This window comes from Pectobacterium sp. S5, assembly GCF_051707265.1.
In the GTDB taxonomy this organism is placed as follows: Bacteria; Pseudomonadota; Gammaproteobacteria; order Enterobacterales; family Enterobacteriaceae; genus Pectobacterium; species Pectobacterium polare.
The window spans coordinates 492,045-512,726 of sequence record NZ_JAULSZ010000001.1 but is presented as its reverse complement, the minus strand read 5'-3'; the positions used below and the strand labels follow the sequence as shown (position 1 = coordinate 512,726).

Below are 20,682 nucleotides of genomic sequence, written 5' to 3'. Positions count from 1 at the left end.
CTTTGTGAATGAATAAATTTTTATAAAAAAAACGCCGCATAAGCGGCGTTCTTCTTTTCCGGCGTCCCGGAAAACAACTTCAGCGCAAACTAAACGCGAACGAAGTCGATGTGAGTCAGTTTTGGCTTGTAAACGTGACGTTGTACAGCCTGAACTTTAACTTGAACTTCTTTGCCATCGATAGACAGGATCAGTGTTTCACCGTAGAAGCCATCTTTCACTTCTTGGTTTTTTACTGAATCGTGATCCAGTTCGATAGATACTGGTGCTTCTGAACCACCGTAAACGATGGCTGGGAATTTACCAGCTGAACGCAGGCGGCGGCTCGCACCCTTACCCTGACCTTGACGTGCTTCTGCTTTGATAGTAATCATTTTCTTCTCTACTTATATAAAGTATTCCTGCTACAGGCGACCCAGCAACAGGTGGGACTATTCAGCTTTTGCGAACAAAAGCGGGCTGAATTCTAGCGGAATATGGCTCTGCGGGCAAATGAATCCCAAAATTACTCGTCATACTTCAAGTTGCATGTGCGTTGGCAGCGCTCTGTCACCCGAATCACTTACCTGAGTAAGCTCATCGGGATGCCCTCACTTGCCGCCTGCCTGAAACTCGAATTATTTAGAGTATACCTTAGCCGCGGAGCTCGTTGGCGCGGCGAAAGCGTCCCTGATAATCAAAGAGCTTTTCGCGTATTTGCCAGAATTTTCCGTGTTTGCGGGCGACGACAAAATCAGGCGCGCGTAATAAAGGCTGCTGTGAGATGACGTCAGCGGCATTTTGCCAGTTAAACGGGGTTCCCGGTGCGCGTTGGTGAACACGCAAAAATTGTTGCAGGAAAACGTGGCGCTGAGCGGTAGTGTGCAGGCGAAAACGTTCGCTAACTTCGGCACCTTCCTCATCGTGGTAGGTAATCTTCAGCCATTCTCCCTTCGCATCCTGCCCCTGTTCGAAACTCATGCCGCTACAGCGTAAAACCAATGCATCTTTCAGCTTCAGCGCCGCTTTCAGCATATCGTCAGGATCGACCAATACTTCGTCACACTGATGGCAGCGCCGGGCGGCAATGTCGTTTTCCGCGCCGCAGTGCGGACAGACTTTAAACCGAAACCGGAAATCACACTGTTGGCGTTGGCCGCTTTCCGCCATTTCCCAGCCCTGACAGCGGCGGCCATAGTGTTCGATGATGTTGCCGTCTGGGGTGGTTTTCCCCCAGAACAGATTGGCAAAGCCACATTCGGGGCAGAAGACCTGTACCGGCTGGCTGCCAGCATGCGGTTTGCTGTTGCCGACTTCTGGCGTATAGAGATCGTGCGGGTTACCCGCGTAATCCAGAATCAGGCAGTCCGTTTTTCCCGGATACAAACGTAAGCCGCGCCCGACGATTTGCTGATACAGGCTGACGGATTCTGTTGGGCGAAGGATAGCAATAAGGTCGACATGCGGGGCATCAAACCCGGTTGTCAGTACCGCCACGTTGACCAGATAGCGTAGCGACTGCTGTTTAAAAGCCTCAATCAGCGTATCACGTTCCGCTGCTGGCGTATCGGCGCTGACCAGCGCAGCCTGACCGTTTGGTAACAAGGCCGTAATTTCTTTGGCATGCTCAACGGTGGACGCAAAAATCATCACGCCGCGCCGCGTTTGCGCATAATCGATGACCTGACTGATGATATGCGGCGTGACGCGCTGCTGACGCTTGAGTTCGAGGTTCAGGTCGACTTCACTGAAGAGTCCGTTGCTGCGGGCGACGAGCTTACTGAAATCATATTGCACCACTGGCATATCCAGTCTGTCAGGCGGTACCAGAAAGCCATGCTTGATCATGTAACGCAGCGGCAGCTCATAGATGCAGTCGCGAAACAAACTGCGTTCATCGCCACGGATCATGCCGTGATAGTGATACTGATATATCCAGCCTTTGCCAAGCCGATAGGGCGTCGCCGTTAAGCCGAGCAGCCGCAGCTGGGGGTTAGTCTTTTGCAGATGCTGGATGATTTGTTGATATTGGCTGTTATCGTCGTCGCTAATGCGGTGGCATTCATCAATGATCAGCAGGGAGAAGGCACTATCGAACTGGTCGAGATTACGCGCGACGGACTGCACGCTGCCAAAGACCACCTTTCCCTGACTCTCGCGCTGCTGTAGCCCTGCTGCGAAGATATCCGCGTCCAAATCCAGGGCACAGTATTTGGCATGGTTTTGCGCGACCAGTTCCTTGACGTGTGCAAGCACCAGTACACGACCACGAGCAAGCCGCGCCAGCTCGGCGATAACCAGGCTTTTCCCCGCACCAGTAGGCAAAACGATGACGGCCGGTTGGGTGTGGCGGCGAAAATAGTCGAGTGTGGCGGAAACAGCCTCACGCTGGTAAGGCCGTAGCGTGAACGACATAACTAGTGCTGGCAGATTTTACTGGCGCTGGTGGTAAAGCCTGCATCGTGCGGGATGAATTTCCCGCGTTCAGACAGAAATTGCACCAGCATTGAGGCTGTCATATTTTCGGCGGAGCAGGTATGAAAGCGCGCCGCGCTGCCGAAGCGATCTTCTATGGTGGTAATCAGCTGTTCAGTGGTAAACGACTCACTGGACGCGAGCATCATTTGCAAAACTTCATGACCGTGGATAGATGACATGCGGTTGCCCTCAAGAGATAAAAAATTACCCGTATTATGCCTGTTGATAATATCTGGTGCGAGGGATAAACAAAGGGCGTGCAGCCTGAAAGTCGGCTAAAAAGAGCAACGTAGGGGCAGTGAATTGCAGGACGAGTGGGCAAAGCCCCGTTATACTATCCTTTCACAATTTAGGGTCTCACGATTTGAGATTGGCAGTTATTTGAGATAGGTAGTGAGTTTTAATGCGATTGGACAAATTTTTATCCCAGCAGTTGGAAATTAGCCGCTCACTGGTAGCGCGTGAACTCCATGCAGAGCGTGTTACCGTTGATGGTGAAGTGGTAAAAAGCGGCGCGTTCAAGTTATCCCCTGAGCATCAGGTTGAGTTTGATGGCGAACCGCTGAAACAACAGAATGGCCCGCGCTATTTCATGTTGAATAAGCCTCAGGGCTACGTCTGTTCAACGGACGATCCCGATCATCCCACCATTCTGTATTTCATGGATGTCCCAGTGGCGTACAAACTGCACGCGGCTGGGCGTCTGGATATCGATACCACTGGACTGGTGCTGTTAACTGACGACGGGCAATGGTCGCATCGGATTACCTCGCCTAAGCACCAGTGTGAAAAAACCTATCTGGTAACGCTGGAACAGCCGCTGGCCGAGGACACCGCCGCGCAATTTACGGCAGGTGTGCAACTGCATAACGAGAAGAACCTCACCAAACCCGCTACGCTTGAGAAGATAACGGATCATGTCGTTCGACTGACGATTAGCGAAGGTCGCTATCATCAGGTGAAAAGGATGTTTGCGGCGGTCGGGAATCGGGTCGTTGAGCTGCATCGCGAACGTATCGGTGGCATCTGTCTGGATAGCGAACTGGAACCGGGGGAATACCGGGAGTTAAGTGCTGAGGAGATCGCCAGCGTAAAATAATGCTGCATAGCATGACCTTTTTTCTTATCTGGAGTTATTAGTGCAATTACGCCGCTCTTCTCATTTCGGGCTGATTTTTATTCTCGGCCTGATTTCGATGCTAATGCCGTTAGCTATCGATATGTATTTACCTGCGTTGCCGACCATTGCTAACGAGTTTGGCGTGGGGGACGGGCATGTCCAAATGACGCTCAGTACCTATGTGCTGGGCTTTGCGATTGGCCAGATGTTCTATGGGCCGATGGCGGACAGTCTGGGACGTAAGCCTGTGATTCTCGGCGGTACGTTGGTTTTTGCGTTTGCAGGCGTGGCCTGTGCGCTGGCACAAACGGTAGAGCAGCTGATCTACATGCGTTTTCTGCACGGTGTCTCCGCGGCTGCGGCTGCAGTGGTGATCAATGCTCTGATGCGCGATATGTTCTCGCGGGATGATTTTTCTCGCATGATGTCGTTTGTCGTGTTGGTGATGACCGTCGCGCCGCTCATTGCGCCCATTGCTGGTGGCTGGCTGCTGCTGTGGTTTAGCTGGCATTCCATTTTCTGGACGATCTCGGGTGCGGCTTTTCTGGCGTCAGCGCTGATTTTCTTTTTTATCAAAGAAACCTTACCGCCCGCTAAGCGGCAGAAATTTCATCTGCGCACCACCATCGGGAATTTCGCTATCCTGTTCCGCCACAAGCGGGTGTTCAGCTATATGGTGGCAAGCGGGCTGTCGTTTTGCGGCATGTTCTCCTTCCTGAGTGCCGGGCCGTTTGTGTATATCAATCTATATGGCGTTTCTCCTCAGAATTTTGGCTACTACTTTGCCCTGAACGTCGTCTTTCTCTTTGTAGTGACGTTGTTTAACAGCCGCAATGTACGGCGGTTGGGTGCGCTGGCGATGTTCCGCGCAGGGCTGGTGATCCAGTTTGCGATGGGAATATGGCTGGTTATTGTCTGTCTGTTCGATCTCGGATTCTTACCGCTGGTATTTGGCGTGGCACTGTTTGTCGGCTGTATTGCGATGGTGGCGTCGAATGCGATGGCGGTGATTCTCGATGGTTTCCCCCATATGGCAGGGACGGCATCGTCGTTGGCTGGCACGCTACGCTTCGGTTTGGGTGCGATCGTAGGCGTTATCCTATCGCTGGCCTCATTCAATAGCGCCTGGCCGATGGTGCTATCGATGGCAATCTGTTCGGTAGCTGCTTTTCTGCTATATCTGTACGCGAACCGTTCTCCCGCATCCTGATCTTCCCTTCTTCTCAGATGTAGGAAAGATGTTCCTGCATCTGAGTCTGTCTCTCTGATTCCTCATTTTCTTTCTTAAGGTGATACCCAGGCATAGTTTTTTGTTTTGCTAATGTAAAATATTTGACCTAAAAGTGAACAAGTGGGCTAAAAAGGGTTGAGATATTAAATGGAAAAGGTTACATATAGCCGGAAAAGAAGAAAAATTCGTGATCAATTTGGCATTAATAGTCCTTGCAATCAGAACTGTTAGCCACTATCACGATATGAAAAAGCGTGTTTGTTGTTTTTTTGTTCGCTAAAAGTGGCAAGAAATGGTGTGAACACGCTACTATGATAAATATGTTACTATTTTGTGAATTATTACCTGAGGAAAACAGTAGTGGACAGTTTCCAACTTTCGGTAGTTCATCGTTTGCCGCAAAGTTATCGCTGGTTATCGGGTTTTGCAGGTATCAATGTTGAACCGATTCCGCTGAGCGGCAGAGAAGAAGACAACAACCTGATTGGTCTCAAACTGTTGAGCCACGATGGTGATATCGCATGGAATATCATGCGCCAGCTGAATCAATCCCTGTCTGAAATACAGGTTGAATGCGCCGTTCTGGAATGGGAAGGCGAGCCGTGTCTGTTTTTACATCGCAATGATGAAAGCACAGCAATGTGCCGTCTGAAGAATGTTGGTGTCGCTATCGCTGAGTCCGTATCAGCACAATACCCTTTTTAAACCGCAGCGTCAGCAGACTGACGCTGCGGTATTCCCTCATTTATGCTGACTGCGTTTCCGCCGAATAGGATGAAAACTGTAGTAGTTCCCGCGTGTAATGTTCGGCAGGGTGCGCGAATACCTGTTTGCATTCCCCTTGTTCGACCACTTCGCCTTGTCGCAGCACAATAACCTGATGGCACAGTGAACGGATAACCTGTAAGTCATGGCTGATAAACAGGTAGGCGATTTTGTGCTTTTCCTGTAATGATTTCAGCAGCGCCAGAATTTGCGCCTGAACCGTTCTGTCCAGCGAGGATGTCGGTTCATCAAGGATCAGCAGCTCCGGTTGCAGTATCAGGGCGCGAGCGATAGCGATACGCTGACGCTGACCGCCGGAAAACTCGGAGGGATAGCGGTAGCGGGTCGTGGGATCTAGCCCGACTTCCTGCATTGCCTCAATCACGCGCTGGTCGAGCACCTCTTTGCTCAGCTTGTGATGGACGGTCAATCCCTCAGCAATAATTTGCTCCACATTCAGCCGTGGGTTCAGCGCGGAATTTGGATCCTGAAAGACAACCTGAATCCGGTGGCGGAAAGGCAGCATTTGCTTACGGGTTAGCCCTTGCAAAGGCTGGCCGTCAAACCAGATATCGCCGCGTGATTGAATCAGGCGCAGCAACGCTAATCCAGTCGTGCTTTTTCCTGAGCCGGATTCCCCCACCAGACCCAGACTTTCGCCGCGTCGTAAGGTGAAATTGATATTGCTCACTACCTGCTTTTCGTCAACGGTACGGCGCAAAAGGCCGCGTTTGATGGGAAACGAAACATGCAATTTTTCTACCCGCAGAATTGGTTCACCGTCATCTGTTACCGGAAGCGGCTCGCCCGACGGTTCTGCATCCAGCAACTGGCGCGTGTAGGGATGCTGAGGTGCGCTGAAAAGCTGCTGACAGCTATTATGTTCCACGGCCTGACCGGCCTTCATGACCGACACGTTATCTGCCAACTGGCGGACAATATTCAGGTTATGGGTGATGAACAGTAAACTCATCCCCAGTTCCTGCTTCAGCTCGTTCAGCAATTTTAATATTTGCGCCTGAACGGTCACGTCCAACGCCGTTGTGGGTTCATCGGCAATCAGTAAATCCGGCTGTGTCAGCAGCGCCATCGCAATCATGACACGCTGGCGTTCCCCGCCGGAAAGCTGGTGCGGAAAATCATTCAACCGGCTTTTAGCCTGCCGAATACCCACGCGATCCAGACAGGTGATGACTTCGCTGCGGGCTGCCTCGGTGCGCATGCCACGGTGGAGCGAAAGCACTTCAATCAGCTGTTTTTCGATGCTTTGCAAAGGGTTAAGCGACACCATCGGTTCCTGAAAGATCATCGCGATCCGATTGCCACGTATCTGACGCAGTGTTTTTTCATCAGCATGCAGCAGCGACTGCCCTGCGAAGCGGATATCCCCTTGCGGATAAACCACGGGCGGGGAGGGGAGCAAACGCAAAACCGACAGCGCGGTGACGCTTTTCCCCGAACCTGATTCACCGACCAGCGCCAGCGTCTCACCCGCGTTCACTGCCAGTGAAAGCTGGTCGACAACGCGCTGTTCCTGACCGCCTTTGCGGAAGGCAATGCTGAGATTATCTATCTGCAATAAAGGTGAACTGGACATATTAATGCGCCTTGCTGGGGTCAAAGGCGTCGCGCACCGCTTCGCCGATAAAAATGAGTAAGGAAAGCACGATGGAAAGCACCATAAACACGGTAATGCCCAGCCACGGTGCCTGAAGGTTATTTTTCCCTTCCAGCAATAAAGTGCCTAATGATGGCGAGCCCATCGGCAGACCAAAGCCGAGAAAATCCAGCGATGTCAGCGTGGTAATCGAGCCGCAAAGAATAAAGGGCAGATAGGTCAGCGTAGCGACCATCGCGTTTGGCAGCATGCAGCGGAACATAATAGCGCGGTCGCTGACGCCCATCGCTTGCGCGGCACGAATGTAGTCAAAGTTGCGGGTACGCAGAAATTCCGCCCGTACCACGCCAACCAGACTCATCCAGCCGAACAGGACGGTAATGCCTAATAGCCACCAGAAATCCGGCTGAATCACGCTGGACAGTAAGATAATCAGAAACAGCGTCGGCATGCCGGACCAGACTTCGATAAAGCGTTGACCCCACAGGTCGAGACGCCCGCCGTAATAGCCCTGTGTTGCACCGACGGTGATACCAATCACGCTGGACAGGATCGTGAGCGCCAGACCGAACAGCAGTGAGATACGGAAGCCATACAGCACCTGCGCGACCACATCTTTCCCCTGGCTATCCGTGCCCAACCAGTTCTGCCAGTTTGGTGCAGAGGGGAAGGATGCGGTAGTGGCATAGTTTATGGTGTCGTAACTGTAGTGAATCAGCGGCCAGATCGCCCAGCCGTGGCTGCTGATGCGTTCGGCGATATAAGGATCGCGGAAGTCAGCGGTGGTATCCAACTGTCCGCCAAACGTCCTCTCGCTGTGGTCAATGAGCACCGGCGTATAGAGCTGACCGTCATACTTCACCAGCAGCGGTTTGTCGTTGGCGATCAACTCGGAAAACAGGCTGACGATAAACAGCACCATGAAAATCCACAGCGACCAGTAACCGCGACGATTACTTTTAAAACGCGCCCAGCGCGCCTGATTAATCGGGCTTAAGCGGCTCATTGGCGTCCCTCAAAATCGATACGCGGATCCACCAGCGTATAGGTGATGTCGCTGACGATATTCAGCAATAAGCCGATCAGCGTGAAGATATACAACGTACCGAACATGACGGGATAGTCACGTTGTAGCGTGGCGTCATAGCCCAACAGGCCCAGCCCGTTGAGTGAGAACATCACCTCAATCAGTAGCGAGCCAGTGAAAAACATACTGATAAACGTGGCGGGGAAGCCGGCAATCACCAACAACATGGCATTACGGAATACGTGGCGATAGAGAATGCTCTTTTCATCCAGCCCTTTAGCGCGTGCGGTAACAACGTATTGCTTACGAATCTCATCCATAAAGGAGTTCTTGGTGAGCATCGTTAGCGTGGCGAAACCGCCAATGACGGAAGCTAGAACCGGTAGCGCGATATGCCACAAGTAGTCGGTAATCTTGCTGTACCACGGCAGGGTGTCAAAATTGCTGGAAACCAACCCTCGAAGCGGGAACCAGTCCAGATAACTGCCGCCCGCGAATAGCACAATCAAAATGATCGCAAACAAAAACGCCGGAATGGCATAGCCGATAATGATTAACGTGCTGCTCCAGGTATCGAACGGTGTGCCGTTCTTCACGGCTTTTTTGATGCCAAGTGGAATGGAAATAAGGTAGACGATCAGCGTACTCCACAGCCCCAGCGTAATCGAAACCGGCATGCTCTCCTTAATGAGCTGCATCACCGAGGAACCACGGAACAGGCTGTCGCCGAAGTCAAAGCGCACGTAATCCCACAGCAGCTTAAAATAACGTTCATGAATCGGCTTATCGAAACCATAGCGTTTGGTGATTTCTTCGATGACTTCCGGGTCGAGGCCGCGTGAACCTCGGTAAGCGTTCTCGATATTCGGTGCGCCGCTGGTGCCCGTTCGGGCCATACCGGCATCCATGCCGTTACTGGCGGTATAACCGCTGCCGTGCCCCATTTCAATTGCCGCGATGGCCTGATCCACCGGGCCGCCGGGGGCAATTTGTACAATGAAGAAATTAATCGTGATGATTGCCCACAGAGTTGGAATGACCAGCAAGAGGCGGCGTAACAGATACGTTCCCATTTTTATTCCTTAACGTCGCTCTGCGGGCAGCGTGGCTGCCTGTTTGGTATCGAACCACCAGCCATCAAAACCAAGCGAATAAGCCGGGCGTACAGCGGGCATGGCAAACTTGTTCCAATAGGCGAAGCGGTCATGATTGGAATACCACATGGGGATCATGAGCTGATTCCAGGTCAATACCCTGTCCAGCGCGCGGCCTAATGACAGCAGCGGGACTTTCTGCCCTTGGTGCTTAACGATGTCCTCGATGAGCGAATCAATTGCGGGATCGCTGACACCCGGTCTGTTATAGGTTGAGTCGATATACTGTGAACTCCAGCGGATTTGCAGGTCGGCACTGGGGTAGAGGGACGCGCTGTACATCGTGGCTGTCATATCGAAATCACGCTTGCGCAGGCGATTGTTGAACTGCGTGCTGTCGATGTTGCGTACGTTCATGGTGATGCCCAGCTTTTTCAGGCTCTGCTGAAAGGGCAGGACATACTGCGAGTTGCCGGCGCTTGGCAATAGCAGTTCAAATGTAAACGGCTGTCCGGTTTTGCTATTGACCAGCTTTTGATCTTTCAATTCCCAACCGGCTTCTTCCAGCAGTTTGAGTGCCTTAAGCCAGTTTTGTCGATCATAGCCGCTGCCGTCGGAGGAGGGAGGTTGATAGCTGGGGCCAAAGACCTCGGCGGGCACTTTGTCCTTCAGCGGCGTCAGCCAGGCCAACTCCTCTGCGCTGGGTTCGCCTTTAGCGGCATACTCGGTGTTTTGGAAATAGCTGTCGGTCCGTTGATAGGCGTTGTAATACAGCGCCTTGTTCATCCAGTTGAAGTCAAATGCCAGCGCTAGCGCCTGACGCACCCGGCGATCCTGAAACAGTGGTCGCTGGATATTGAATGCCAGCCAGCGTGTATCTTGTGCAGATTGGTTGACCTGATCCTGTTTGATGATGTAGCCACGTGCAAAATTGCCTCCCTGATATTGGGTCGCCCAATGTTTTGGCGATCCTTCCTCACGCAGATCGAAAGCGCCGGCTTTAAAGGCTTCCAGTGCGACACTGTCGTCGAGATAGTAGTCGTAGCGGATTTTATCGAAATTGTACTGACCTTTATTGACTGGCAGATCGGCACCCCAATAGTCTTTCACGCGGGAGTAGGTGACATACTGTCCGGTACGATAGGCGGTGATGCGGTAAGGCCCGCTAGCCGGCGGCGGATACGGTAACGGTTCGTTGAATTTATGATTCTTCCAGAACTTCTCCGGCATGATTGGCAGCGTCAGAAGGCTGAACATGCGGTTTTTGTCGGATACGGGAAAATCGAAGCGTATGGTCAGCGGTGCAACGGCCTTGGCGGTGATATCTTTAAAATAGATGCGGAACTGTGGCACGCCCTGCGTCATAAACATATTGTAGGTGAACGCGACGTCAGCAGCGGTGATCGGTGAGCCGTCATGAAAGCGGGCTTTGGGATTCATCTCGATTTCAATCCAGCGAAAATCCGCTGAATGGCGCGTCGTCAGTGCGACCAGCGGATAATAACTGCCGGGCTCGTCATCAGAAGACGTGAAGAGTGAATCGTAGAGGCGTTCAGTACGTGCCGCTGCCACACCACGTAGCGCGTAACGGTTGAAATTGTCAAAGGTACCCAGCGAACTTAGGGTGATGCTGCCGCCTTTAGGAGCATCAGGATTGACGTAATCAAAATGGCTGAAGTTCTCGGCATATTTGGGTTCACCCAACAGTGCAAAGCTGGTGCTGTTTTCAATCGTCTCGGCATGCGCCCCAAAATGGGCCGTGCAAAGCAATACGGCAGCGATAACGCGTTTTAACATCTGACGGCAATCTCCTGCGAGTAGACGTTATCTGGCTAGGCATCGTCTGATGTAGACACGCCATATCGTAACGTCAACAATGCCGATTTCCTCGGCATAAAGTTCTTGAAATAATTAACATTCCCATCGGGAAGTTGCGTATTTTCTTTTTATCATGAAATCAGGTGATAAACCTACCTTAATCACGGCCTGTTAATGTTTCAGGTTGTTGAGTCAGTCATATTTTGCGCAGCGCGCCGCAGAAGGGGAGGAACTCGGTGGTATTTGGGGTGAATTGGACATAAAAAAACGCCGCTTATGGTGATAAGCGGCGTTGATGTCGTCTGGTTTCGTTGGCTAACAGCAAAGTTCTTTTACTAACAAAACAATATCACAGCAAGGGAGCGATATTGTTTAGCTGGTTTTTCCTTTACTCAGGACACGGCGTCCTTCCTGATAACGCTTATTCCAGTAGTCTTCTGTCATTTTAGAAATGATGACACCACTGCTGGTTGACGCGTGGACGAACTGATCGTTGCCGAGATAAATGCCAACGTGGCGACCGGTCGAACCTGCACGGAACAGAACAAGATCGCCAACGCGCAGTTTACTACGCTGAATTTGCTGGCCCATCTCTTGCTGTTCATAGGTTGAACGCGGTAAATCCATTCCAAACTGTTCGCGGAACGTGCGCTGAACGAAAGCTGAGCAGTCAATGCCACGGCGACTATCACCGCCTAAACGGTAACGAACACCTTTCCAACTGGCATATTGGTTAAGTAACTTAGACTTGATGTCCACGTTACGAACCAGTGCTTCAAATTCATCCTGAGAGGCTTGCAGTAAAAGACCATCTTTGTCATTAACTGCATGCATATCAGTTTGAGCTTTATTGTTGTATGCACTATTACTTCCACATGCGGAGAGCATTATTGCTACCGCAACGGCAGGCACTGCCCGCCAGATATATCTCAGAATCGGTTGAGACTTGACCATTATTGTTATGTTCCCTTGCTGTCCTTAACGATAAATATCGCTATGTAGTGTCCCCATTTCACTGGGGTATAAATGCCAAACGAAAACGAGACTCAGACTAAATCAGAGTTTCTTCTTAGCCAAACACTCATCGGCGAAAGTGTGCCGGAATGCACATTATTTCTCTTGCCGCCGATAGTTCAGTGTGCGCTAAAAAGCAAACCTGAACGAGACTACCGCAACAACAGCAGGATTGCGAGAAGTTTTAACCATTTTATTTATAAGATTTAATGATGTATTCAGCTAAAAAATGTCGATGTAAAAAATCTGAAATCATAGGGATTTATACTGTCGATTTTTTAGGTAATAGTCGATTTAACAGGGCAATAGCGGCATCGCTCGCTGGCGTTAATAACCACCAACTCAATCCGACCAGAACAACCGACAGAGAACCGACGGCAATATCGGTAAACCAATGTGCACCAATCATGATGCGAGGCAATGAGAAGATCACCATGATGGCCAGGCCGATAGCGAAAGCGGTGCGGGTAAAATAGCGCAACATAAAAGCAGCAAAGATCATTAACATCATGCCGTGGTCGCCGGGGAAGCTGTCCGATGACGCATCTTTGGTCGGAATACCGGTTAAATCTGAAACGCGGTTGACGTCACTAAAATAGAGCGTCGGACTCGCGTGTTGCACGGGCAATAAATGTCCTGCCTGATTCAACACGACGGCGGTTAACAGCATGATAAAACCGAGGATCAACAAACGGCGACGCTCTGTGGACGTCGCTTTTAGATAAAATGACAGATACAGCAATCCCATCGCAACGAGCGCAAAGCCGTCAAAAGCGCGATTATTGGTAATGGCAACCAGATGTAAAAACGTCGGGCTATCAACCAAGAGACGGTTAAAATAGAAAAAGATATGGCTGTCGAGCGTGAGCCAAAAACCGTGATTTTCCGGTAGATACCAGGATAAAAACAGACCGATGCCCAACACATTGAGCACTAAAATAGAAGAAAAACGGGCAAATGACATAAGGCTAAATATCCAAACAAAGACGAAAAAACTCCAGTCTAGCCCACGTTAGCTAAACGAGCCTTTAACAATGAGGCTTGTAACGTATTCCATTCTGCTGGTGTTTCATTAATGATTTCGATACGGCTATCAATCGGTGCCGTCGATCGGGTTTCTATATGCAGATCGTGTCCCTGACGGTTCACGACGAGCGTCCCTTCTTTTATACGCATCACCCCTTTAACCCGATTCACGGGAGAAAGGCGGACCCAGTCCAGCAGGGCGGCGGTATCAAAAGCGGTTTCAGGTGCGAATATCCAGCCACAGGCGTGGTATCCCTGTCCCTCATTGAGAGAGCGTCGCCAGGATTGACCATTCGGTAATTGCAACGCAGCCAAGTTATTTTTTGGCTTATGCGCGTGGTGGTGGACGCCATCTGGAAGTTCGCGCATACGCTCTTGCGATGAAGGGGGGCGCGGTTGGTCGAGCAGTTGCTGGTCAACATTTCCCTGACTGGCTTCGATAATTTGTCGACCATCGCCGTTCGCCTGCTGCCACTGCTGTAAGGCAGCGAGATCGTCGGCGGTATAAGTATCGCGCTTGTTGGCGATAATCATGTCAGCGGCAGCAAGCTGATCGCGGAAGTTCTCATTTTCCGTGTAACGCGTTTCACTTAACTGGCGAGCATCCAACAGGCACAACGTAGCCTGTAATGTCAGCCAGGGCTGATAGATATCACTTGTCAGCAAGGAGAGAATTTGTTTCGGGTGGCCGAGTCCCGTAGGCTCGATGAGCAACCGATGGGGCTTCTTTTGTTGCAGCAACATATTCAGGCCAACCTGCATCGGCAAGCCGTTTACGCAGCACATGCAGCCGCCGGGAATCTCTTTCAACACTGCACCGCTGTCCGCCAGTAGCGCACCGTCAATGCCCACTTCACCGAATTCATTGACCAGCACCGCCCAGACTTCGTCTTCAGGCTTTTGCGACAGAAGATGACGAATTGTGGTGGTTTTTCCACTACCCAGAAACCCTGTAATCAAATTGACTTTCGTTAGCATGGCAGGCTCCTAATGCGGGGGAGGGTTGACGTGTGCCGGATAGATCATCCGGCGACAAGTATTGTGCGGGAAGCACAATGTAGAATGTTAGTCTGCGCGACCCATGTAGCGACGTTCTGGAATATGAATACGGATCTTTTCACCCGCGCTCAGATATTCTGGAACGGGGATAACCAGACCGGTGCTCATGGTCGCAGGTTTGTTGCGTGAACTAGCGGAGGCGCCTTTAATACCCGGTGCCGTCTCAACAATTTCCAGATCGACCGTTTGTGGCAGTTCCAGCGCGATGATTTGGCCGTCCCAGCTCAATACCTGAATTCCCGGCATGCCGCCTTCAGGGATAAACAGCAGCTCTTCTTCTATTTGATCTTTTTTGAAGAGGTAAGGTGCGTAATCCTCATCATCCATAAAGACGTATTCGTCGCCGTCAATATAGGAGAAAGTGACCGTGCGGCGTGTCAGCGTGATGGTATCGATAATGTCATCGCCTTTAAAACGCTCTTCCACTTTCAAACCTGTACGGACATCAGAAAAACGCATTTTGTACAGCGTGCTGGCACCGCGGGCGCTGGGGCTTTGGACGTCGATGTCCTTTACCAGCAATAACTTGTCGTTATAGTTAACGACCATTCCGCGTTTAACTTCGTTCGCTCTTGCCATAAAAATTACCTGCTATAAGGAGTGTGATTTTTGTGGCGACACGTTACTCGCGCCGAAGAGTTCAGGCAAGTATATACTCGTCATCCTTCAAATTTCATGTACGTTGGCTACGCTCACTCACCCGAATCACTTACTTGTGTAAGCTCATCGGGATTCCTTCGCTTGCCGCCTTCCTGAAATTTGAATTATTTAGAGTATAAGGAAAAAAGGGCTGATATTGGTTTTTTACGACGGGGCTGCTATCGTGGCGCTCTCTACTTCTTGTCAGCCCACCGGAGAGCTTGCTGATGGACTGTCGCCCCCATTGCGGTGCCTGCTGTATCGCGGCATCGATTTCAACGCCGATGCCGGGTCTGCCGCATGGCAAGCCTGCAAACACGCCCTGTATTCATCTTGATGACGCGATGCGCTGCGGGCTGTTCCATTCTCCATTGCGGCCCGCAGTTTGCGCGGGGCTAAAACCGCGCGCGGATATGTGTTTCAGCCATCGTGATGAGGCGATGATTTACCTGCTGAAACTGGAAGCCGACACTGCCCCTTAATGTGCAGCGATCAGGCGTCTTTGATGCGCCACATACAATAGATGGAACCGGTGATCATCAGCAGCGCGAAGAAGAAGACGGCGTGATAGTTCCAGATTTCAGCAACAATCCCAGCCAGCGAGCCAGAGATGATCCAGCCAACGCGTGTCGTATTGGTAAACAGCGTGGTTGCTGCGCCTGCCTGTCCTGGCATCAAGTCCTGAAAATAAAGCATGCCGATTCCGGCCAGAATGCCAATAAAGATCGCGTTCAGTACCTGTAACGCCAGCAGTGCTATTTCGCCATTGAGAACCAGCAAGCCGCCGAAGAACAGTAAACCGGAGGCAACGGCAAGCCGCATCAGGAAGCGTTTACCGAAGCGTTTTGCAACGTAGCCAGCAATCAGCATCACCGGAATTTCTAATCCAGCCGCAACGCCCATCATGATACCCGCCAGTTTTTCCGGCAGATGCAGTTCATGCACCAGATACAGCGGCATATTAATGAGGTAAATGCCGTTGCAGGTCCACATCAGGGTACACGCCACGAACAACAAGAGCGTATCACGGCGGTTGCGGCGCGGTGATTCCAGCGTAGAAGTGGTCTTTTCCACGGTTTTGGGCATGGAAGGCAGAAAGAGTTTGACCAGAATGCCGCATAGGATAAAGACGACCGCGGCGGTCAGATACATCGTCGTGAAGCCGAATCCCAGTGCCAGCGCAAAGGCGATGGGTGGGCCGACAACCCAGGCGAGAGAGATTTGCGCGCGGAGGATGGAGCTGAACATCGCCGCTTCACGACCGGTTTTATCCGCATGCTCCCGCGCCAGCGCAAAAAGCTGCGGGTTCGCGGTCGAGCCAAAGCTGCTCAGCAACACACCGATAAAGAGCAGAATAAAGTAGTTACGGTTCCATGCAAACAGCATGCAGGCGAGTGCGCCCAGCAGGCAGCAGACGAAAATCAGCGATTTGCGATCGCCCTGACGGTCCGAGCGCGTGGCTAGCATTTGGCTGACGACAATACCGATAACCGCGCTGCCGGTATAAAACATCCCGACTAAGAAAGGACGAACCTGTACTTCGCTGGAAAGAAAGAGGCTGAGCGTCGGAAGTTGCAGGGCACCGGCCGTTCCGGTCAGGAAGGCAATAACTAAAAATGCTGACGATGTCAGGTCGAGCGGACGTCGCGTTGTGTTTGCAGGAGTGAACATAAATTGATAGCGCTTGGAAAATAGGCAGAGGCTGTCGAGCGCGACATAGTACTCGGGTTTATAATGAAACAGAAATCTTGTTTCATTATTTTTCGTCAGCACGGCTTCAGCCATTCGGTGATTTTTGTTGGCGGGCAGCGCATTATCCACGTTAAAATGTGCGTGATGTCAAAATTCTGTTACGTCGGCAGCGTAGAAAGCTTGCATAAATGACGTAATAGAATGAGACTTTTGAAACGTTTCAGCGGAATTTTTTTTGAAACGCCCTAACAATCGACACATTTTTTTCTCATAAAAGCTGAAACGATTCAACTTTCAGCAAGAGAGGAGTGCCATGTTCCAGTTGTCACAGCAAGATATTCATTTGGGCGCAGCGGCCAGTACTAAGCAGGAAGCTATCCAGCTTGTTGCTTCAGCACTGACCGAGGCCGGGTGCGTTAACGCAGGGTATGTCGACGGCATGCTCCAGCGCGAACAGCAAACATCCACCTATTTGGGAAGCGGCATTGCTATCCCTCACGGCACAACCGATACCCGCGATCTGGTATTGAAGACCGGGGTTCAAGTATTTCAGTTTCCTCAGGGTATTTCCTGGGGTGAAGATCAAACCGCCTACGTGGTGTTGGGGATTGCAGCCCGTTCTGATGAACACCTTGCGTTGCTGCGTCAGCTGACTCACGTCCTGAGTGACGATCGCGTAGCGGCACGTTTGGCAAGCACAACGTCAGCAGAAGAATTACGTAGCCTGCTGATGGGCGAGCAGCAACTGGCGGAGTTCCGCTTTGATACCTCACTGATTGCGCTGGATGTGGCGACCGATAATCTGTTGACGCTTCAGGCACTGAACGCCGGTCGTCTTCAGCAGGTTGGTGCAGCAGACGCCAGCTTCGTCAGCACCGCAGTCAGCAATAAACCGCTGAATCTGGGGCAAGGCGTGTGGTTCAGCGATAGCGCTGTCGGTAACCTCAGCAGCGCGGCTGCGGTGGCACGTCCGGCTACGCCTTTCAGCGTTGACGGCGAAAACGTCGCCTTACTGGTGACGGTAGCTGCGGCTGACGATCAGGCTTTTGCACCGATCGATTACCTGAGCAACCTGCTGATTGCGCAAAAAGCGGAACGTCTGCTGACGGCTGACGCACCGACGCTGCTGGCCCTTTTGACCAGCGACGTACCAGAAGAAAGTGAAGTGCTGACGGCAGAATTTAGCATTCGCAACGAACACGGCCTGCACGCGCGTCCGGGCACTATGCTGGTGAACGTGATCAAGCAGTTCAGCAGTGACATCACCGTCACCAATCTGGATGGCACAGGCAAACCGGCAAATGGCCGCAGCCTGATGAAAGTCGTCGCGCTGGGCGTGAAGAAAGGTCACAAATTGCGTTTCACCGCGAGCGGTAGCGATGCAGAACAAGCACTGGCCGCTATTGGCGAAGCGATTACGTCCGGTTTGGGCGAGGGGGCAGCATGAGCAGGAGAGTAGCCACAATCACCCTGAATCCAGCTTATGACCTGGTTGGCTATTGCCCAGAAGTTGAGAAAGGCGAAGTCAATCTGGTTCAGACAGCGGGTCTGCACGCCGCAGGCAAAGGTATCAACGTTGCCAAGGTGCTGAAAGATCTCGGGATTGATGTCACGGTAGGTGGCTTTCTGGGTAAAGACAATCAGGATGGTTTTCAGCAATTGTTCAGCGAGCTGGGCATTGCCAACCGTTTCCAGGTTGTGCCAGGACGTACGCGTATTAATGTCAAATTAACCGAAAAAGATGGCGACGTAACCGACTTCAACTTTTCCGGTTTTGAAGTGACACAGCAGGATTGGCAGCGTTTCGTTAATGATTCGCTGAGCTGGCTGGGGCAGTTCGACATGGTCGCGGTGAGCGGCAGTCTGCCTGCTGGCGTCGATCCGGATGCGTTTACCGACTGGATGTCGCGTCTGCGCACGCAGTGTCCTTGCATTATTTTCGACAGCAGCCGTGAAGCGCTGGTGGCGGGACTGAAAGCCTCTCCTTGGTTGGTGAAACCAAACCGCCGGGAGCTGGAGATATGGGCTGGGCGTAAATTACCTACGCTGGCTGATGTGGTGGATGCCGCCCACGCGCTGCGTGAGCAGGGTATCGCGCATGTTGTGATCTCACTGGGTGCGGAAGGCGCACTGTGGGTGAATGCATCGGGTGCGTGGCTGGCAAAACCACCGGCTTGTGATGTGGTAAGTACGGTAGGTGCGGGCGACTCCATGGTTGGGGGGTTGATTTATGGCTTATTAATGCGTGAGTCCAGTGAGCACACTCTGCGTTTAGCTACGGCGGTTTCAGCACTGGCCGTCAGCCAAAGCAATGTTGGTATTACCGATCGTCCTCAGTTGGCCGCGATGATGGCGCGTGTCGACCTCAAACCCTTTAACTGATACAGCAGGAGATAAACAATGAAAACGCTGCTGATTTTGGATAAATCACTGGGCCTGGCGAGAAGCCAACTGGTGAAGAACCTACTCGGCGCTGCCGCTGCGAAAGCAGGGGTGACGTTTACAGAACAGGCTAACGACGCTGAATTGGCGATCGTTCTGGGCGCATCCGCTGCGGCGGACAGCGCACTGAATGGCAAGCGGGTTTATGTCGGTGACATCGAACTGGCCGTTTCACAGCCGGAAGCCTTCTTGGCGAAAGCACAGGCTGAAGCCTCGGTCTATCAGGCCGCTGCGTCAGCACCCGTTCAGCAGCCCGCAGCTGCCAAGCGTATTGTGGCGATAACGGCGTGCCCGACGGGCGTCGCGCACACGTTTATGGCGGCAGAAGCGATTGAAAGCGAAGCGAAAAAACGCGGCTGGTGGGTCAAAGTAGAAACGCGCGGCTCCGTTGGCGCGGGCAACGCGATTACCCCTGAAGAAGTGGAACAGGCCGATCTGGTGATCGTCGCTGCGGACATTGAAGTCGATCTGGCGAAGTTTGCTGGTAAGAAAATGTATCGCACGTCGACCGGGCTGGCACTGAAGAAGACGGCGCAGGAGTTAGATAAAGCGCAGGCTGAAGCTAAAGTGTATCAGCCATCTGGGCAAGCCAGTGCGTCAAGCGCTAGCGAGTCTGGTCAGAAAGGCGGAGCAGGCCCGTATCGTCACCTGTTGACCGGTGTGTCTTACATGCTGCCGATGGTTGTCGCGGGTGGTTTGTGTATCGCACTGTCGTTTGTCTTTGGTATCGAAGCCTTTAAACAAGAAGGTACGCTGGCAGCGGCGCTGATGAAGATCGGCGGCGGTTCTGCCTTTGCACTGATGGTGCCGGTGCTGGCGGGTTATATCGCGTTCTCTATTGCGGATCGTCCGGGCTTAACGCCGGGTCTGGTTGGCGGGATGTTGGCGGTGAGTACGGGTGCAGGCTTCCTTGGTGGGATCATTGCAGGTTTCCTGGCGGGTTATATTGCCAGAGCGATCAACAATAAACTGATTCTGCCGCAAAGTTTGACTGCGCTAAAACCGATTTTGATCATTCCGCTGTTCGCCACGTTGGCGACGGGTCTTATCATGATTTACGTCGTTGGTACGCCAGTGGCGAAAATCCTGACTGGCCTGACAGGCTGGTTGCAATCCATGGGCACGGCGAATGCGGTGATTTTGGGTGCAATCCTGGGTGCGATGATGTGTACGGATATGGGCGGGCCGGTTAACAAAGTGGCTTACGTCTTCGGTACGACCTTGCTCAGTAGCCAGATTTATGCGCCGATGGCAGCCGTTATGGCAGCCGGTATGGTGCCACCGTTGGCAATGGGTCTGGCGACCGTACTGGCAAGTAAGAAATTCAACCCGACCGAGCGTGAAGGCGGTAAAGCGGCATTTGTACTGGGCCTGTGCTTTATCTCTGAAGGGGCGATTCCTTACGCGGCGCGTGACCCGATGCGCGTTCTGCCTTGCTGCATCATCGGTGGGGCACTGACTGGTGCGCTGTCAATGGCAGTTGGCGCTAAGCTGATGGCACCACACGGTGGTCTGTTCGTGTTGTTAATTCCTGGTGCGATTACCCCAGTTATTGGCTACCTGTTAGCGATCATTGCGGGAACCGCTGTGGCTGGCGTGCTGTACGCACTGCTGAAACGTTCTGATGAACAACTGGCGAAAGTTGCGTAAGTTTGATCATCGTCGTGAATAAAAAGTAAT

Annotated in this window: 19 protein-coding genes; 7 read left to right on the top strand and 12 right to left on the bottom strand. The window is 52.0% G+C overall.

Annotated features, from left to right (window positions below):
- Window positions 1–89: 89 nt before the first annotated feature.
- The 3 genes from rplY to QWJ20_RS02315 form a co-directional block, all read right to left on the bottom strand.
- On the bottom strand, window positions 90–374 hold the full coding sequence (rplY, locus tag QWJ20_RS02325; RefSeq protein WP_005967246.1) for a 50S ribosomal protein L25: 285 nt from the start codon (window positions 372–374) through the stop codon (window positions 90–92).
- 259 nt (window positions 375–633) lie between these two features.
- Window positions 634–2,394, bottom strand: a complete 1,761-nt coding sequence (locus QWJ20_RS02320) for a DEAD/DEAH box helicase (protein WP_433991736.1) — start codon at window positions 2,392–2,394, stop codon at window positions 634–636.
- A gap of 2 nt (window positions 2,395–2,396) precedes the next feature.
- Window positions 2,397–2,636, bottom strand: a complete 240-nt coding sequence (locus QWJ20_RS02315) for a YecH family metal-binding protein (RefSeq protein ID WP_249715054.1) — start codon at window positions 2,634–2,636, stop codon at window positions 2,397–2,399.
- Window positions 2,637–2,860: 224 nt separating this feature from the next.
- Between QWJ20_RS02315 and rsuA the strand changes: the two genes are divergently transcribed.
- The 3 genes from rsuA (at window position 2,861) to QWJ20_RS02300 (ending at window position 5,513) form a co-directional block, all read left to right on the top strand.
- A complete protein-coding gene (gene rsuA / locus QWJ20_RS02310; RefSeq protein WP_109412736.1) occupies window positions 2,861–3,556 on the top strand; it encodes a 16S rRNA pseudouridine(516) synthase RsuA in 696 nt (231 codons plus the stop codon).
- A 40-nt stretch (window positions 3,557–3,596) separates the two neighbouring features.
- Window positions 3,597–4,787 carry a Bcr/CflA family multidrug efflux MFS transporter gene (locus QWJ20_RS02305; protein ID WP_095699172.1) on the top strand — a complete coding sequence of 397 codons (1,191 nt, stop codon included), beginning with the start codon at window positions 3,597–3,599 and terminating at the stop codon, window positions 4,785–4,787.
- A 381-nt stretch (window positions 4,788–5,168) separates the two neighbouring features.
- Window positions 5,169–5,513, top strand: coding sequence for a YejG family protein (locus QWJ20_RS02300; protein ID WP_039485625.1), 345 nt, complete (start codon window positions 5,169–5,171; stop codon window positions 5,511–5,513).
- A 40-nt stretch (window positions 5,514–5,553) separates the two neighbouring features.
- On the opposite strand, the gene yejF is transcribed toward QWJ20_RS02300, so the two are convergent.
- From yejF to yeiP, 8 genes are all read right to left on the bottom strand, one after another.
- Window positions 5,554–7,170 carry a microcin C ABC transporter ATP-binding protein YejF gene (gene yejF, locus QWJ20_RS02295; protein WP_433991735.1) on the bottom strand — a complete coding sequence of 539 codons (1,617 nt, stop codon included), beginning with the start codon at window positions 7,168–7,170 and terminating at the stop codon, window positions 5,554–5,556.
- Between the two features lies 1 nt (window position 7,171).
- The gene (locus QWJ20_RS02290) at window positions 7,172–8,197 is read right to left on the bottom strand and encodes an ABC transporter permease (protein ID WP_433991734.1); all 1,026 of its coding nucleotides are present in this window, start codon (window positions 8,195–8,197) and stop codon (window positions 7,172–7,174) included.
- On the bottom strand, window positions 8,194–9,291 hold the full coding sequence (locus tag QWJ20_RS02285; protein WP_095699175.1) for a microcin C ABC transporter permease YejB: 1,098 nt from the start codon (window positions 9,289–9,291) through the stop codon (window positions 8,194–8,196). The genes QWJ20_RS02290 and QWJ20_RS02285 overlap by 4 nt, the downstream gene beginning before the upstream one ends.
- A 9-nt stretch (window positions 9,292–9,300) precedes the next feature.
- The gene (locus QWJ20_RS02280; RefSeq protein ID WP_433991733.1) at window positions 9,301–11,109 is read right to left on the bottom strand and encodes an extracellular solute-binding protein; all 1,809 of its coding nucleotides are present in this window, start codon (window positions 11,107–11,109) and stop codon (window positions 9,301–9,303) included.
- Window positions 11,110–11,502: 393 nt separating this feature from the next.
- On the bottom strand, window positions 11,503–12,084 hold the full coding sequence (gene mepS / locus QWJ20_RS02275) for a bifunctional murein DD-endopeptidase/murein LD-carboxypeptidase (RefSeq protein WP_095699177.1): 582 nt from the start codon (window positions 12,082–12,084) through the stop codon (window positions 11,503–11,505).
- Window positions 12,085–12,406: 322 nt separating this feature from the next.
- Window positions 12,407–13,108, bottom strand: a complete 702-nt coding sequence (locus QWJ20_RS02270; RefSeq protein WP_174865787.1) for a phosphatase PAP2 family protein — start codon at window positions 13,106–13,108, stop codon at window positions 12,407–12,409.
- Window positions 13,109–13,146: 38 nt separating this feature from the next.
- Window positions 13,147–14,148, bottom strand: a complete 1,002-nt coding sequence (locus tag QWJ20_RS02265; RefSeq protein ID WP_433991732.1) for a CobW family GTP-binding protein — start codon at window positions 14,146–14,148, stop codon at window positions 13,147–13,149.
- Window positions 14,149–14,235: 87 nt separating this feature from the next.
- Window positions 14,236–14,808 (bottom strand): elongation factor P-like protein YeiP, encoded by a 573-nt coding sequence (yeiP, locus tag QWJ20_RS02260; protein ID WP_039485600.1) that lies wholly within the window; start codon window positions 14,806–14,808, stop codon window positions 14,236–14,238.
- Window positions 14,809–15,095: 287 nt separating this feature from the next.
- Here yeiP and QWJ20_RS02255 point away from each other — a divergent pair, with 287 nt between their 5' ends.
- Complete coding sequence (locus tag QWJ20_RS02255) at window positions 15,096–15,350, top strand: hypothetical protein (RefSeq protein WP_010294776.1); 255 nt, start codon at window positions 15,096–15,098, stop codon at window positions 15,348–15,350.
- Between the two features lie 10 nt (window positions 15,351–15,360).
- Here QWJ20_RS02255 and setB read toward each other — a convergent pair whose 3' ends face one another.
- Entirely contained in the window at window positions 15,361–16,539 is a 1,179-nt protein-coding gene (setB, locus tag QWJ20_RS02250; RefSeq protein ID WP_109412824.1) for a sugar efflux transporter SetB, read from the bottom strand.
- Between the two features lie 334 nt (window positions 16,540–16,873).
- Here setB and fruB point away from each other — a divergent pair, with 334 nt between their 5' ends.
- From fruB to fruA, 3 genes are read left to right on the top strand one after another with little or no spacing between them, the layout of a single operon-like run.
- Complete coding sequence (fruB, locus tag QWJ20_RS02245; RefSeq protein ID WP_174865784.1) at window positions 16,874–18,007, top strand: fused PTS fructose transporter subunit IIA/HPr protein; 1,134 nt, start codon at window positions 16,874–16,876, stop codon at window positions 18,005–18,007.
- Window positions 18,004–18,942 carry a 1-phosphofructokinase gene (fruK, locus tag QWJ20_RS02240; protein ID WP_005967280.1) on the top strand — a complete coding sequence of 313 codons (939 nt, stop codon included), beginning with the start codon at window positions 18,004–18,006 and terminating at the stop codon, window positions 18,940–18,942. Before fruB ends, fruK begins: the two co-directional genes overlap by 4 nt.
- Before the next feature lie 18 nt (window positions 18,943–18,960).
- Window positions 18,961–20,652: a PTS fructose transporter subunit IIBC gene (fruA, locus tag QWJ20_RS02235; RefSeq protein ID WP_039485590.1), complete on the top strand. Its 1,692-nt coding sequence runs from the start codon at window positions 18,961–18,963 to the stop codon at window positions 20,650–20,652.
- Window positions 20,653–20,682: the final 30 nt, after the last annotated feature.

Excerpts from the sequence above, each read along its gene's own strand:
- rplY (WP_005967246.1), bottom strand. The coding sequence starts at position 374 with ATGATTACTATCAAAGCAGAAGCACGTCAAGGTCAGGGTAAGGGTGCG.
- QWJ20_RS02320 (WP_433991736.1), bottom strand. The coding sequence starts at position 2,394 with ATGTCGTTCACGCTACGGCCTTACCAGCGTGAGGCTGTTTCCGCCACA.
- QWJ20_RS02315 (WP_249715054.1), bottom strand. The coding sequence starts at position 2,636 with ATGTCATCTATCCACGGTCATGAAGTTTTGCAAATGATGCTCGCGTCC.
- rsuA (WP_109412736.1), top strand. The coding sequence starts at position 2,861 with ATGCGATTGGACAAATTTTTATCCCAGCAGTTGGAAATTAGCCGCTCA.
- yejF (WP_433991735.1), bottom strand. The coding sequence starts at position 7,170 with ATGTCCAGTTCACCTTTATTGCAGATAGATAATCTCAGCATTGCCTTC.
- QWJ20_RS02290 (WP_433991734.1), bottom strand. The coding sequence starts at position 8,197 with ATGAGCCGCTTAAGCCCGATTAATCAGGCGCGCTGGGCGCGTTTTAAA.
- QWJ20_RS02285 (WP_095699175.1), bottom strand. The coding sequence starts at position 9,291 with ATGGGAACGTATCTGTTACGCCGCCTCTTGCTGGTCATTCCAACTCTG.
- QWJ20_RS02280 (WP_433991733.1), bottom strand. The coding sequence starts at position 11,109 with ATGTTAAAACGCGTTATCGCTGCCGTATTGCTTTGCACGGCCCATTTT.
- mepS (WP_095699177.1), bottom strand. The coding sequence starts at position 12,084 with ATGGTCAAGTCTCAACCGATTCTGAGATATATCTGGCGGGCAGTGCCT.
- QWJ20_RS02270 (WP_174865787.1), bottom strand. The coding sequence starts at position 13,108 with ATGTCATTTGCCCGTTTTTCTTCTATTTTAGTGCTCAATGTGTTGGGC.
- QWJ20_RS02265 (WP_433991732.1), bottom strand. The coding sequence starts at position 14,148 with ATGCTAACGAAAGTCAATTTGATTACAGGGTTTCTGGGTAGTGGAAAA.
- yeiP (WP_039485600.1), bottom strand. The coding sequence starts at position 14,808 with ATGGCAAGAGCGAACGAAGTTAAACGCGGAATGGTCGTTAACTATAAC.
- QWJ20_RS02255 (WP_010294776.1), top strand. The coding sequence starts at position 15,096 with ATGGACTGTCGCCCCCATTGCGGTGCCTGCTGTATCGCGGCATCGATT.
- setB (WP_109412824.1), bottom strand. The coding sequence starts at position 16,539 with ATGTTCACTCCTGCAAACACAACGCGACGTCCGCTCGACCTGACATCG.
- fruB (WP_174865784.1), top strand. The coding sequence starts at position 16,874 with ATGTTCCAGTTGTCACAGCAAGATATTCATTTGGGCGCAGCGGCCAGT.
- fruK (WP_005967280.1), top strand. The coding sequence starts at position 18,004 with ATGAGCAGGAGAGTAGCCACAATCACCCTGAATCCAGCTTATGACCTG.
- fruA (WP_039485590.1), top strand. The coding sequence starts at position 18,961 with ATGAAAACGCTGCTGATTTTGGATAAATCACTGGGCCTGGCGAGAAGC.